Annotated in this window: 11 protein-coding genes and 1 riboswitch; of the genes, 4 read left to right on the top strand and 7 right to left on the bottom strand. The window is 66.9% G+C overall.

From position 1 onward, the window contains the following. Positions 1-49: 49 nt before the first annotated feature. Entirely contained in the window at positions 50-1924 is a 1875-nt protein-coding gene (locus O0J15_RS04520; protein ID WP_308305155.1) for a patatin-like phospholipase family protein, read from the bottom strand. Between the two features lie 127 nt (positions 1925-2051). Continuing rightward, a riboswitch (cobalamin riboswitch) is annotated at positions 2052-2267 on the top strand. Between the two features lie 175 nt (positions 2268-2442). Here O0J15_RS04520 and O0J15_RS04515 point away from each other — a divergent pair. Next, positions 2443-3114 (top strand): epoxyqueuosine reductase QueH, encoded by a 672-nt coding sequence (locus O0J15_RS04515; RefSeq protein WP_032953751.1) that lies wholly within the window; start codon positions 2443-2445, stop codon positions 3112-3114. 54 nt (positions 3115-3168) lie between these two features. Next, positions 3169-3795, top strand: coding sequence for a bifunctional nicotinamidase/pyrazinamidase (gene pncA, locus O0J15_RS04510; protein WP_134735257.1), 627 nt, complete (start codon positions 3169-3171; stop codon positions 3793-3795). A gap of 43 nt (positions 3796-3838) precedes the next feature. Here the strand turns inward: pncA and purU are convergent, their stop codons facing one another. Continuing rightward, positions 3839-4690 (bottom strand): formyltetrahydrofolate deformylase, encoded by an 852-nt coding sequence (purU, locus tag O0J15_RS04505; protein ID WP_026347242.1) that lies wholly within the window; start codon positions 4688-4690, stop codon positions 3839-3841. A gap of 114 nt (positions 4691-4804) precedes the next feature. Here purU and O0J15_RS04500 point away from each other — a divergent pair, with 114 nt between their 5' ends. After that, on the top strand, positions 4805-5716 hold the full coding sequence (locus O0J15_RS04500; RefSeq protein ID WP_021203759.1) for a LysR family transcriptional regulator: 912 nt from the start codon (positions 4805-4807) through the stop codon (positions 5714-5716). A 3-nt stretch (positions 5717-5719) separates the two neighbouring features. On the opposite strand, the gene O0J15_RS04495 is transcribed toward O0J15_RS04500, so the two are convergent. The 3 genes from O0J15_RS04495 to O0J15_RS04485 all read right to left on the bottom strand — a co-directional run bounded on the left by O0J15_RS04495 (position 5720) and on the right by O0J15_RS04485 (position 8200). Next, entirely contained in the window at positions 5720-6820 is a 1101-nt protein-coding gene (locus O0J15_RS04495; protein WP_111097700.1) for an NADH:flavin oxidoreductase/NADH oxidase, read from the bottom strand. A gap of 119 nt (positions 6821-6939) precedes the next feature. After that, positions 6940-7755, bottom strand: coding sequence for an NAD-dependent protein deacetylase (locus tag O0J15_RS04490; protein WP_134735259.1), 816 nt, complete (start codon positions 7753-7755; stop codon positions 6940-6942). Between the two features lie 43 nt (positions 7756-7798). Then, positions 7799-8200: an acyl-CoA thioesterase gene (locus tag O0J15_RS04485; RefSeq protein ID WP_005407672.1), complete on the bottom strand. Its 402-nt coding sequence runs from the start codon at positions 8198-8200 to the stop codon at positions 7799-7801. Between the two features lie 152 nt (positions 8201-8352). Here O0J15_RS04485 and O0J15_RS04480 point away from each other — a divergent pair, with 152 nt between their 5' ends. Beyond that, positions 8353-8988: a LysE family translocator gene (locus O0J15_RS04480; protein ID WP_180877549.1), complete on the top strand. Its 636-nt coding sequence runs from the start codon at positions 8353-8355 to the stop codon at positions 8986-8988. Positions 8989-9123: 135 nt separating this feature from the next. Here the strand turns inward: O0J15_RS04480 and O0J15_RS04475 are convergent, their stop codons facing one another. Together O0J15_RS04475 and O0J15_RS04470 are read right to left on the bottom strand one after the other, a co-directional pair. After that, positions 9124-10143 carry a ribonucleotide-diphosphate reductase subunit beta gene (locus O0J15_RS04475; protein ID WP_005420683.1) on the bottom strand — a complete coding sequence of 340 codons (1020 nt, stop codon included), beginning with the start codon at positions 10141-10143 and terminating at the stop codon, positions 9124-9126. Positions 10144-10290: 147 nt separating this feature from the next. After that, complete coding sequence (locus tag O0J15_RS04470; RefSeq protein WP_019661866.1) at positions 10291-12693, bottom strand: ribonucleoside-diphosphate reductase subunit alpha; 2403 nt, start codon at positions 12691-12693, stop codon at positions 10291-10293. Between the last annotated feature and the right edge of the window lie 582 nt (positions 12694-13275).

Here is a 13275-nt window from a genome sequence, read left to right as displayed (position 1 = left end):
CCCGATTCGAGATGCATCCACGCACGGCGTGGATCTACCAAGAACCGGCTCAGTAGATCGGCGTCACCTTCATCTGCGGCAGCGGACGCGGTGCGCCGTCGGTCAGGTCAGGACCCAGGTCCTCCCAGGTTCGGCCCTGCTCGACCATCTGCGCCCACAGCTGCTGCGAGCCGCGACGCTTGTCTTCCGAGCCTAGCTTGTACGACGGCGGTGTCGGTTCGCCGCGAGCGACCATCGAGTACGCCGCGCGATAGGCCAGTACCTGCTGCGCCGGGTCGTCGGTACGGGCCACTTCCAGCGTGTACCGTTGGTAGGCCGAGGCCAGGTTGCGCCAGCGGATCCAGTAGTGGTTCTCGAACGAGAACGAACAGAACCGCGCACCGGCCAGGCTGCCCTTGTCGGCGATGCGGGTCAGCACCTCCTGCGGCATGTCCAGGTTCATGCCACCTTCGTCGCCCTGCAGGCTCACATGCACGATGCGGTCGCGATAACCCGGCGCGCGCGCCTGCAGCAGGTCGCGCCAGTTCTGCATGGTCGCCACCACCGCGAACAGGAAACGCCCCAGCTCGGCTGCGGCCAGCGGCGTGGCAATGGACTGGTAATGCCGTTGCCAGCCGTGGCGGTTCTCGGTGGGCAGGAACACGGCATGCTCCAGTGCCTGCCGGCTACCGCTGCCCTGGCTCACGTCTTCGGCGTGCTGCGGGTAGACCAGGTTGATGGCGAAGGTCGGCCAGCGCGGCAATGCGGCGTCGAACAGATGGATCGGGAAGTTGCTGCTGATGCCACCATCGGAGAACCAGCAGATGCGGAAGGCGGTGATCACCGGACCGCAAGCCTGCCCGGCGCTGGTCAGCCCTTCCATGCTGTCGGCCACGTTGTGCTCGGGGTCGGCCGCCGGCACGGTGGGTTCGCAGCGGCGCTCGCGGCGCGAGGGTTCGTGCAGTGGCACCGCGCTGATCAGCAACGGGAAGCTCAGGCTCATGCGTGTGGCCACCAGCACCGGCAGCTTCGGGCCCTGCGGCAGGTGGTAGTACTGCCGCCCCTCCACGTCCAGCGGCGGGCCAGCCTGATCCACCAGCCACTGCACCACGCTGGCCGGGAACAACTGCTCGAACTCTTCGCGCAGGAACCAGAACTGCGCGCCGCCCAGTGGCAGCGTACGCGGCTCGTTGTGCGAGACGCAGGTGGTGATCATCTGCAGGCTGATCGCGTGCGGGCTGTCCGGCTCGCCGGCATAGCGCGGTGCGTCGTGCAGGTCGGCGAAGGTCAGCGGTGCATCAAGTGGCTTGCCTGACAACTGCTGCAGGCACTCATGCAGCCACTCGGTCAACGCCGGTTTGCGTGCATCGCGGCCGAGGCCACTGCACAGGCCCAGCAGGTTGCGCCGTGCCACGCGGGCCACGCGCAGCACGGCACCGGCCACACCGGCACCGTAGGCGCACAGCAGCGACGGCAGCAGCGTGGCGGCCACACCGCTCCAGCCGCCGCCCCACCCGCCCAGGCCCAGCAGCAGCGCCAGCGACACCAGCACTTCCAGCGGCGCGATCTCGAATACCGCCACCGCCAGGCACAGCAGCTTGTGTGGCAGGCCCGCATTGCCGGTCAGCACCACCAGCAGCCGATAGGCCGCACGCGCGCCCCGCGCCGGTTGGAACAGGCTGTAGATGAACCCGCGCCGCGACAGCTGCGCCGACACCGCCGACAGCCCCCCATAACCGGCATCACTGGGCAGGTGCTCGCCGGCCTGCTGGCGACGATCGCCGCATGCCGCCGCAGCCGCCACCGCCGCAGCAATGGCGCCGGCCGAGGTACCGCCGATGCTCTTGAAGCGATACTCGCGCGCCAGCGCCAGTACCGCATTGGGGTACACGATGCCGCTGGTGATGCCGCCTTTCATGACCAGATCGCAGTACTTCGCCGCCACGAGCCACCTCCCGTCTGTCGATGCCCAGTATGGCAAGCGGCGCTCTCACGGCCTGAGAAACGGACCAGAGCCCCGAGCTTTCATTGACCCTTGACCATTGCCCTCGACGCGTCCACCGTGGGCACGCCGAAGGTATCCCCGCCGCAGCGTTGATGGCGACAGGGATTTGAACGGGAATCCGGTGAAGGCGCCTGGCGCGCCCATTCCGGAGCTGCCCCGCAGCGGTGAATGGAAACGAATCCTGCCAACAGCACTGGGCTCGCGCCTGGGAAGCGGCAGGTAGTAGGTGGGCTGCGGCCCGTGTCCATCAGCCCGAATACCGGCCCCGGCCGGGGGACACGACCGTCCCCTGACTCGACCTGGACTCTCCGCGGGGAGGGTGCCGGGGCCGTCGCTGACCTGCGCGTGCGGGCAGTGCGGCCGCGTGCGTCCTTTTCACGGTATCCGGCCAGCCCTGTCCACCCACGCACAGATGCATGGGCCACCGCCGTTGCCGGCGGTCCATGCGGTACCTGACGATGACCGAGTTCCAACGCCCCACCCTGACCCTGCCTGCCAACGGCAAGCGCCTGCTGCTGCATTCATGCTGCGCGCCCTGCTCCGGCGAGGTAATGGAGGCGATCACCGCCTCCGGGATCGACTACGCGATCTTCTTCTACAACCCCAACATCCATCCGGTGAAGGAATACGAACTGCGCAAGCAGGAAAACATCCGCTTCGCCGAGCAGCATGGCATTCCCTTCATCGACTGCGACTACGACACCGACAACTGGTTCAGCCGTGCGCGTGGCATGGAGAACGAGCCCGAACGCGGCATCCGCTGCACGATGTGCTTCGACATGCGTTTCGAACGCACTGCGCTGTACGCGCACGAGCACGGCTACGACACCATCAGTTCGTCGCTGGGCATCTCGCGCTGGAAGAACATGGCGCAGATCAACGATTGCGGCATCCGCGCCGCCTCGCGCTACGAAGGCCTGCAGTACTGGGACTACAACTGGCGCAAGGGCGGCGGTGCCAGCCGCATGATCGAGATCAGCAAGCGCGAGCAGTTCTACCAGCAGGAGTACTGCGGCTGCGTGTATTCGCTGCGCGATGCCAACCGCCACCGTCGCGAGAACGGCCGCGAGCGGATCAAAATCGGCCTGCTGTACTACGGGCAGGACGCTGGGACGCCGCAGGGCGATTGACGTGTGAGCAAGGGGCGGCCACGCTGGTCGCCCTTCTCTTGTAGTGGATCTGCCATGACCGCCCTGCCCGCCGACGTCGCCCTGCTGGTGATCGACCTGCAGCCGGACTTCATGCCGGGTGGCGCGCTGGCCTGCGACCAGGGTGATGCGCTGGTGGCACCGATTGCCGGACTGCTGGCGCAGCGCCGCTACCGCACGGTGGTGGCCACCCAGGACTGGCACCCGGCCGATCACGCCTCGTTCGCCAGCCAGCACCCCGGCCAACGCCCGTTCGAGACCATCCTGCTGCACGCGCAGCCGCAGACCCTGTGGCCCGACCATTGCGTGCAGGGCAGCGATGGCGCCGCTCTGCACCCGGGCGTGGACTGGGCCATGGCCGACCTGATCCTGCGCAAGGGCACGCGCCAACAGGTGGATTCGTACAGCGCCTTCCGCGAGAACCACGGTCCCGATGGCGAGCGCCCGGCCACCGGCCTGGCCGGCTGGCTGCATGAGCGCCGTATCCGCGAAGTGCACGTGTGCGGCCTGGCCCGCGATTACTGCGTGCTGTGGAGCGCGCAGGACGCGGTGAAGTCCGGCTTCAAGGTGAAGTTCCTGTGGGAGCTGACCCGGCCGGTGACCGAGGCCAACGATACGATGGTACGCGAGGCGCTGGGCAAGGCGGGGATTACGCTCGCCTGACGCGCGACCGCCGGGCATGGCCCGGCGGACGCGGGATGGGCGATTACCGGAACACCACCGTGCGATGCCCATTGAGCAGGATGCGGTGTTCCACATGGCGGCGCACCGCACGCGCCAGCACCAGCGATTCGGTATCACTGCCCAGCCGCACCAGTTCGCGCGGCGCCATCGCATGGTCAACGCGGGCCACGTCCTGTTCGATGATCGGGCCTTCGTCCAGGTCCTCGGTGACGTAGTGCGCGGTGGCACCGATGATCTTGACCCCGCGCGCGTGCGCCTGGTGGTACGGCTGCGCGCCCTTGAAGCTGGGCAGGAAGCTGTGGTGGATGTTGATCGCACGGCCGGCCAGCGCGCGGCACAGCGTGGGTGACAGGATCTGCATGTAGCGCGCCAGCACCACCAGGTCGATGCGCTCACGCTCGACCAGGTCGATGATCTGCTGCTCCTGCACCGCGCGCGTATCGGCGGTCACCGGCAGGTGGTGGAACGGCACCTGGTAGGAGGCGGCCAATGGCGCGAAGTCGGCGTGGTTGGACGCCACCGCCGCAATGTCGACCTTCAGCTGGCCGCTGTGGGCGCGGAACAGCAGGTCGTTGAGGCAATGCCCCTGTTTGCTGACCAGCACCAGCAGGCGTGCGCGGCGGCGGCCATCGTGCAGCTGCCAGTCCATGCCGAAGTCCTGGGCGAGCGTGGCCATCGCGGCGTGCACGGTCTCCAGCGGCAGGCCGGCATCGCGATCGAAATGCACGCGCAGGAAGAAGCGGCCGCTTTCCTCGTCGCCGAACTGCTGGGCGTCGAGGATGTTGCAGCCGTGGTCGAACAGCAGGCCGGACACGCGATAGACGATGCCGGTACGGTCGGGGCAGGACAGGGTGAGGATGGAATCGGGGCGCATCGCCACAGTGTAGGGCAGCGCCCTGCCCAGCGGCCGGATGATCACGGGTGCAACCGACCTGCTTGGTTCAGTACCAAGCGATACTTGGATCTTCCCGTGGCAAGCTGGTCGGTCATGAACCTGTTGCAACTGATCCGCAGCTTCACCCGCACCGCAGAGACCGGCAGCATTGCCGCCGCGGCCCGCATCCTTGGCATCAGCGCCACCGCGGTCGGCCAGAACATCAACCGGCTGGAGGCCCATCTGGGCGTACGGTTGCTGAACCGCAGCACGCGGCAGCTGGCCCTCAGCGAGGCCGGCGCGCTGTACCTGGCGCAGGTGCGCCACATCGAAGCCGACCTGGCGCGCGCGCAGGCGATGGTCACCGCCGGTGACATCGAACCGGCCGGGCCGCTGCGCATCGCCAGCAGCAGTGCGTTCGGCCGCCATGTGCTGGCGCCGTTGCTGCCTTCGCTGCAGCAGCGCTACCCGCAACTGCAGCTGGAGCTGCGCCTGACCGACCGCGCCGTGCAGCATGGCCCGGAAGCGGTGGATGCCAGCATCCGCATCGGGGCCCAGCTGGAGGACGGGGTGGTGGCGCGGCAGCTGGCGCGTGTTCCGTTCGTGTTCTGCGCCTCGCCGGCCTACCTGAAGGCACGCGGCACCCCGCAACAGCCATCCGAGCTGGGCGGTCATCGCGGGCTGCTGCACCGCTTCCCCACCGATGGCCGGCCATTGCGCTGGGGCCTGCTGAAGGACGGCCAGCGCGTGGACGCCGCGCTGCCACCGAGCATGGTCTGCGATGACATCGATGCGCTGGCGACGCTGGCGGCGGCCGGTGCCGGCATCACCCGGCTGGCCGCCTTCGTGGCCGAGCCGTACCTGCGCGATGGCCGCCTGCAGGCGGTGTTCGGCGCCGACACCGCGTGGCGCCCGGAACCGATGGAGGTCTACTTCTGCGTCAGCGACCGCCGCGATTTCACCGCCAAGATCCGCGCGCTGTTCGATCACCTTCAGGCCGGCATCGCGCCGGCTTGGCGGGTGTGAGCCTCAGCGCGTCTTGAACACGCCACGCGCCTCGCGCGGCTCGCAGCGCAGGTACTGCGGCGCCGGCTCCACGCTGTCGCGCAATGCGGCAGCAGCGTGCCACGGCCAGCGCGGGTCGTAGAGGATGCCGCGTGCCAGCGCTACCGCATCGGCGTGGCGATGGCGCAGGATCGATTCGGCCTGCTCCGGTTCGGTGATCATGCCCACCGCGATCACCGGCATGCGCACCTTGGCCTTGATCGCTGCTGCGAACGGCACCTGGTAGCCCGGGCCGACGGTGATCTTCTGGCGCTCGTCCAGGCCACCGCTGGAAACGTGCAGGAAGTTGCAGCCGCGCGCGTCCAGCACCTGGGCCAGCGCTTCGCTCTGCACCAGATCCCAGCCGCCATCGACCCAGTCGCTGGCGGAGATGCGCACGCCCACGGCGACCTTGTCCGATACCGCCGCACGCACGGCGTCGAATACTTCCACGAGCAGGCGCAGGCGGTTCGGCAATGAGCCACCGTAGCCATCGGTGCGGCGGTTGCTCAGCGGCGACAGGAACTGGTGCAGCAGGTAGCCGTGCGCGGCATGCAGCTCGATCAGCTCGAAGCCCAGGCGCTCGGCGCGCACCGCACTGGCGGCGAAGGCAGCAACGAGCTCGGCGATGCCGGCCTCGTCCAGTTCCTGCGGCGCCGGATCGGCAGCATGGAACGGCAGCGGCGACGGCGCCACGGTGATCCAGCCACGCGTGTCGTCGGCTGGCAGTTGACCACCGCCGTCCCAAGGGCGGTTCACCGACGCCTTGCGACCGGCATGGCCGAGCTGGATGCCCAGCGGCATCGGCGACCAGCGGCGGACGCTGGCCAGCACCTGCGCCAGCGCTGCCTCGGTGCCGTCATCCCACAGGCCCAGGTCGGCCCAGCTGATGCGGCCACGCGGCTCGACCGCCGTGGCTTCCAGGATCAGCAGGCCGGCGCCGGACTGCGCCAGGTTGCCCAGGTGCATGGCGTGCCAGTCGCTGGCGCGGCCATCTTCGGCGGAGTACTGGCACATCGGCGCGATGACGATGCGGTTGGACAGGGTCAGGGGGCCGAACGAGATCGGCGAAAACAGCTGGCTCAAGACAGTGATGGGACGACGTAGGGGGGCATATTGCACCGCTGCGCGGCTCCCGGATCAACCATCTGGATGGATCGCTGTTTCGCGGGGACGGTTGTCGGTAGAGTCGACTGAAGTCGACTCTACCCAGCCGGTGATTCGATAGCCGACGCCAGCGCCTCGGCGCAGTCCCGCTCATCCTTGAACTGCAGCAGGTCGTCGGCACGGGTGCGGCCGCGGTTCAGCGCCGCCACCGGCAGTCCTGCCCTGGCCGCGGCCTGCACGAAACGGAAGCCGGAATAGACCATCAGCGACGAGCCCACCACCAGCACGGCGTCGGCCTGCTGCAGGTGCTCGTGCACCGCCTCCACCCGCTCGCGCGGCACGTTCTCGCCGAAAAACACCACGTCCGGCTTCAACACCCCGCCGCAGTGCGGGCACCCGGGTACCACGAAGCTGGAGAAATCGGTCTCCAGGTCGGCGTCGCCGTCCGGGGCGATGCCGGCCTCCAGCGTGTCCCAGCCGGGGTTGGCGTCCAGCAGGCGCTGCTGGAACTCCCCGCGATCGCTGCGCCGCTCGCAGCACATGCAGCGCACCAGGTCCAGGCGGCCATGCAGGTCGATCACGTTACGGCTGCCGGCGCGCTGGTGCAGGCCGTCCACGTTCTGGGTCAGCAGCACCTGCAGCTTGCCACGGCTCTCCAGTGCGGCCAGGGCCTGGTGGGTACCGTTGGGCCGGGCCAGGCCGAAGCGCGGCCAGCCCAGCAGGCTGCGCGCCCAGTAGCGCTGGCGGGTAGCGGCCTCGCCCATGAAGGCCTGGTAGGTCACCGGCGGGGTGCGCTTCCACTGGCCGTCGGCATCCCGGTAATCGGGGATGCCCGATGCGGTGCTGCAACCGGCGCCGGTCAGCACGAACAGGCGCTGGGCGCGGTCGATGAAGTCGGTCAGCGGCGAGGTCATGGCTGCCAGATGGGGGCGCCGCAGCGCCCGTGCAAGCGCCGGCTCAGGCGGCCGGCAGCGGCGGCACCGCGATCGGGTGGCCTTCCTCGTCCAGCGCGATCATCACGAAGTGGCCGCGGGTACAAAGCTTGCGCTCGCCGCTGTGCAGGTCCTCGGCGACCAGTTCCACCTCCACCTTCATCGAGCTGCGGCCGACTTCGACAATGCGGCCGATGGTTTCCACCATCTGGCCGATGCGGATCGGCAGTTTGAAGTCGACCTGGTCGCTGCGCGCGGTCACCACGGTGCGGCGCGAGTAGCGGGCAGCAGCCAGGAAGGCGGCCTTGTCCATCCACGCCAATGCCTGGCCGCCGAACAGGGTGCCCAGGTGGTTGGTGTGGTTGGGAAAGACGATTTCGGCCATGCGCACTTCGATGGGCGGCACGGTCTCGGGGATCGGGGTCATGGGGGTGCTTCGGTGTGGGGTGCTGCGGATTCTAAGCGACCGGCGTGATGGCCATCGGAATGCACGTGCAACGGTCACCCGGCAGCGGTGCCTGCGCAGGCCGCGCCTGCAGCAGGCGTTACACTGCGCCACGCCCGCTGCCAGGACTGCCCATGCCCGCCACTTCCGACCTGCTGGCCTTTGCGCTGGTTTCGCTGGCCATGGTGCTCACGCCCGGGCCGAACATGATCTACGTCATCTCGCGCTCGATCTGCCAAGGACCGATGGCGGGCCTGATCTCGCTGGGCGGGGTGGCGCTGGGCTTCGTGTTCTACATGCTGTGCGCGGCATTGGGCATCACCGCCCTGCTGATGACCGTGCCGTTCGCCTATGACGCGCTGCGCATCGGCGGCGCGCTGTACCTGCTGTACCTGGCCTGGCAGGCGCTCAAGCCGGGTGGCCGTTCGCCGTTCGCGGTGCGCGACCTGCCGCAGGACAGCCCGCGCAAGCTGTTCACGATGGGCTTCCTGACCAACCTGCTGAACCCGAAAATCGCGGTGATGTACCTGTCGCTGCTGCCGCAGTTCCTGCATCCGGACAGCGAAGGCAGCGTGCTGATGCAGTCGATCGTGCTGGGCTCCACCCAGATCCTGGTCAGCGTCAGCGTGAACGGCCTGATCGTGCTGACCGCCGGCAGCATCGCCGGCTTTCTGGCCGCGCGCCCCACCTGGCAGAGGGTGCAGCGCTGGCTGATGGGCACGGTGCTGGCCGGGTTGGCGGTGCGCATGGCGATGGAAGGGCGGCGCTGATTGTAGAGTCGAGCCATGCTCGACTTTCTTGCGAACAGCAGTCGAGCATGGCTCGACTCTACAAAAGCAGGCGCGCAACAAAAAACCCCGGCATTGGCCGGGGTTTTTTTGTTGCGACAGGCCGGGCCGGTTCGATCAGAAGTTCATGTCGAAGGCGACTTCGCCCTGCACGCCGACCTGGTAGGCCGAGACGCGGCGCTCGAAGAAGTTGGTCAGTTCCTGCACGTCCTGCAGTTCCATGAACGGCAGCGGGTTGCGCACGTTGTATTTCTTTTCCATGCCCAGCTTGGCGAAGTGCTGGTCGGCGCAGTGCTGCAGGTACTGGCGCATGTCGCGGGTGGAAATGCCAGCCACGCCACCGGACAGCACGTCCTCGGCGAACTGCACTTCGCATTCGATCGCTTCGGCCAGCATGTCGTAGACCTGCTGCTTCATTTCATCGTCGAACAGGTCCGGCTCTTCCTCACGCACCACGCGCACCGACTCGAAGGCGAACTCCATGTGCGCGCTTTCGTCGCGGAACACCCAGTTGGTGCCCGAGGCCAGGCCTGGCAGCAGGCCGCGCGAACGGAAGTAGTACACGTAGGCGAACGCAGCGAAGAAGAACAGGCCTTCGATGCAGGCAGCGAAGCAGATCTGGTTGAGCAGGAACTGGCGGCGCTGTTCGCGGGTCTCGATGCGGGTCAGGTCCTGGATCGAGTCGATCCACTTGAAGCAGAAATCGGCCTTCTTCTTGATCGAGTCGATGTTCTCCACCGCCGAGAACGCCTTGGCGCGCTCTTCCGGGTCCGGCAGGTAGTTGTCGAGCAGGGTCAGGTAGAACTGCACGTGCAGCGCTTCTTCATACAACTGGCGCGACAGGTACATGCGCGCTTCCGGCGCATTGAGGTGCTGGTACAGGTTCAGCACCAGGTTGTTGGACACGATCGAGTCGCCGGTGGCGAAGAACGCGACCAGGCGGTGGATCAGGTGGCGCTCACCCGGCGACATCTTGCTGTGCAGGTCGGTGATGTCGATCTGGAAATTGATCTCTTCCACCGTCCAGGTGTTCTTGATCGCGTTCCGGTACATGTCATAGAACTGCGGGTAGCGCATCGGGCGCAGGGTCAGTTCAAAACCGGGATCGAGCAGCATCTGCTTGGGCTTGTCGGCCATGGGTGTTTCCTTGTCTTCTCGGGTCAAAACGCCGGGCGTGGCCCGGCGCTACCTGGGTGTTTCCGTGCTGCGGCCGAGCGTGGCTCGGCTCTACAGGTGCGAGGTGCTCGAGTGCCGACCAACGGTCGGCACCCACCGCGCGGTGTGTTACTGGCAGGCCTCGCAGGCTTCCGGGTTTTCCAGCGAGCAGGCGATGGCTTCGTCCGGGCTGAACACCTTGGCCGGGGCCGCGCTGCTCACCGTGGTCTTGGCGATCTTGGTGGCCGGGCGCGAACGCAGGTAGTAGGTGGTCTTGATGCCCTGCTTCCAGGCGTACATGTACATGGAGGACATCGCGCCGATGTTCGGGCTTTCCATGAACAGGTTGAGCGAGGCCGACTGGTCGATGAAGGCGCCACGTTCGGCGGCCATGTCGATCAGCGAACGCATCGGCAGTTCCCACGCGGTGCGATAGACCTCGCGCAGCGTTTCCGGGATCTGTGGCAGACCCGCGATGGAGCCTTCGGCCAGCTTGATGGCATCGCGCATTTCCGGCGTCCACAGGCCCAGCTTCTTCAGCTCGTTGACCAGGTAGCGGTTGACCTGCAGGAAGTCACCGGACAGGGTCTCGCGCTTGAACAGGTTGGACACCTGCGGCTCGACGCACTCGTAGCAGCCGGCGATCGAGGCGATGGTCGCGGTCGGCGCGATCGCGATCATCAGCGAATTGCGCAGGCCGTGTTCCTTGATGCGCTCACGCAGGGCATCCCAGCGCGCAGTGTCTTCCGGCACCACGTTCCAGGCATCGAACTGCAGTTCGCCACTGGCGGCACGGGTGTCGTTGAACGACGGGTGCTTGCCGCGTTCCTGGGCCAGCTCGCAGGAGGTTTCCAGCGCGTGGAAGTAGATCGCTTCGGCAATCTTCTTCGACAGGGCGCGGGCCTCGGCGCTGTCGAACGGCAGGCGCTTGCGGAAGAACACATCCTGCAGGCCCATGCAGCCCAGGCCGACCGGACGCCAGCGCAGGTTGGCGCGGCGGGCGGTTTCGATCGGGTAGAAGTTCAGGTCAATGACGCGGTCGAGCTGGCGCACGGCCAGGCGCACGGTCTCGGCCAGCTTCTCGAAGTCGAACTCGTTGTGCTCGTCGAAGTGGTTGCCCAGGTTGATCGAACCCAGGTTGCACACTGCGGTTTCATCGTTGGAGGTGACTTCCAGGATTTCCGTGCACAGGTTGGACAGGTGGATCACGTTGCCCGGACGCAGGGTCTGGTTGCTTGCGCGGTTGCACTTGTCCTTGAAGGTCATCCAGCCGTTGCCGGTCTCGGCCAGCGTACGCATCATGCGGGCGTACAGCTTGCGCGCTGGGATGGTGCGGTTGGCCTTGCCTTGGGCTTCGGCCTGCAGGTAGGCGGCCTCGAAGGCTTCGCCGAACAGGTCGGTGAACTCCGGCACCACGCGCGGATCGAACAGCGACCATTCCTGGTCGGCCTCGACGCGCTTCATGAACAGGTCCGGTACCCAGTTGGCCAGGTTCAGGTTGTGCGCACGGCGGGCTTCGTCACCGGTGTTGTCACGCAGTTCGAGGAAGTCCTCGATATCGGCGTGCCAGGTTTCCAGGTACACGCAGGCTGCGCCCTTGCGCTTGCCGCCCTGGTTCACCGCGGCCACGGACGAATCCATGGTCTTCAGCCACGGCACGATGCCGTTGGAGTGGCCGTTGGTCGACTTGATGAGCGAACCACGCGAACGCACGCGGGTGTAGCTGACGCCGATGCCGCCGGAGAACTTCGACAGCTGGGCGATGTCGCCGTACTTGGCGTAGATCGACTCCAGCGAGTCCTGCGGCGAATCCAGCAGGAAGCACGAGGACAGCTGTTCGTGGGTGGTGCCGGAATTGAACAGGGTCGGGCTGGACGGCAGGTAGTCCAGGTTGCCCATGCGCTTGTACAGCGCCAGGGTCTCGGACACGTCCTCGCTGAGCGCACTGGCGATGCGCAGGAAGAACTGCTGCGGGGTCTCGATCACCTTGCGGGTGTGCGGGTGGCGCAGCAGGTAACGGTCATACAGGGTACGCAGGCCGAAGTAATCGAAGTTCAGGTCCAGCGAGATGTCGATGGCGTCGTTGAGCTTGCGTGCATTGGTCTGCACGAAGTTCAGCAGGCGGTCGTTGATCAGGCCGACTTCATGGCCACGGCTGACCGACTGCGAGAAGGCGTAGATTTCCTGGCCCGAGACTTCCTTGGCAATGTAGTTGGCCAGCAGGCGCGCAGCGAGGCGGCCGTACTCGGGCTCTTCACCGATCAGCAGGGCGGCGGTGCGGATGGACAGCTCGTCCAGCTCGCGGGTGGTGGCGCCGTTGTACAGGCCGGAAATGGTGCGGGTGGCCACGCGCATCGGATCGACGGCGTGCAGGCCTTCGGAGGAACGCTGCACCGCGCGCACGATCTTGTTCAGGTCCACCAGCTCGGTGGTCCCGTTGCGCTTGGTCACACTCATCGCGTTGGCCGTCGGCGGCGACGTCAACAGGAATTCGCTTTCCTTCTCGATGGTGGCGCTGGATTCGGTGCTCACGGCGTATGTCCTCTTGGCGTGATTTGGGGGTGCTCGATGCATCGGGGTGACGCAGCCCGGGACATGACGGCCCAGGATGGCAGGACGGCGTCGCAGAGGATGAGACCCTGCGCCTGCCACTGCCGTTGACGATCGCGGATGGGTGCTGCTGCCACCCCCAGACCTGGGGTTGCTGCGACCGACGGCCACAAGATAGTGGGGGTAATGGGGTCCGTCAACGCCAAATGTAGTGAAATTCGGCAATCCCTTGCGCCGCAAGGATCGTGCCATCGGCGCCCTGATCAGACGCTTCAGACCCGCCGGAACGGGCTGCGCAGTCAAGCCCGAAAGGCGTCACTGCGGTGGCACAACGCACCGCAGAAACGGAACAATGACAGCTTCACATGACAGTGATGAAGCTGGCTAGGGACAACCCTGTGGATAGGTGGTGGGCAGCCGGTGGGAATGCGGTGGACGTCGGGGATCACCCGCCGGGCAGCGACTCGAGGCCGCATGTGTCGGCCGGGCCGGAGGAGCGGCCGCAGGTAACGCCGTTTCGCCCTCCCCCCCCATTCATTGCCGGCCAGCGGCCGGGGGGGGGGG

The sequence above is a fragment of the Stenotrophomonas sp. Sm10 genome (assembly GCF_030985515.1).
Lineage (GTDB): Bacteria > Pseudomonadota > Gammaproteobacteria > Xanthomonadales > Xanthomonadaceae > Stenotrophomonas > Stenotrophomonas hibiscicola.
The sequence above is the reverse complement of the archived record's forward strand: the minus strand, read 5'-3'. Positions and strand labels throughout refer to the sequence as shown.

What these genes read in the sequence shown, in the direction of transcription:
- O0J15_RS04515 (WP_032953751.1), top strand. Translation starts at nt 2,443, where the DNA reads ATGACCGAGTTCCAACGCCCCACCCTGACCCTGCCTGCCAACGGCAAG.
- pncA (WP_134735257.1), top strand. Translation starts at nt 3,169, where the DNA reads ATGACCGCCCTGCCCGCCGACGTCGCCCTGCTGGTGATCGACCTGCAG.
- purU (WP_026347242.1), bottom strand. Translation starts at nt 4,690, where the DNA reads ATGCGCCCCGATTCCATCCTCACCCTGTCCTGCCCCGACCGTACCGGC.
- O0J15_RS04500 (WP_021203759.1), top strand. Translation starts at nt 4,805, where the DNA reads ATGAACCTGTTGCAACTGATCCGCAGCTTCACCCGCACCGCAGAGACC.
- O0J15_RS04490 (WP_134735259.1), bottom strand. Translation starts at nt 7,755, where the DNA reads ATGACCTCGCCGCTGACCGACTTCATCGACCGCGCCCAGCGCCTGTTC.
- O0J15_RS04485 (WP_005407672.1), bottom strand. Translation starts at nt 8,200, where the DNA reads ATGACCCCGATCCCCGAGACCGTGCCGCCCATCGAAGTGCGCATGGCC.
- O0J15_RS04480 (WP_180877549.1), top strand. Translation starts at nt 8,353, where the DNA reads ATGCCCGCCACTTCCGACCTGCTGGCCTTTGCGCTGGTTTCGCTGGCC.
- O0J15_RS04475 (WP_005420683.1), bottom strand. Translation starts at nt 10,143, where the DNA reads ATGGCCGACAAGCCCAAGCAGATGCTGCTCGATCCCGGTTTTGAACTG.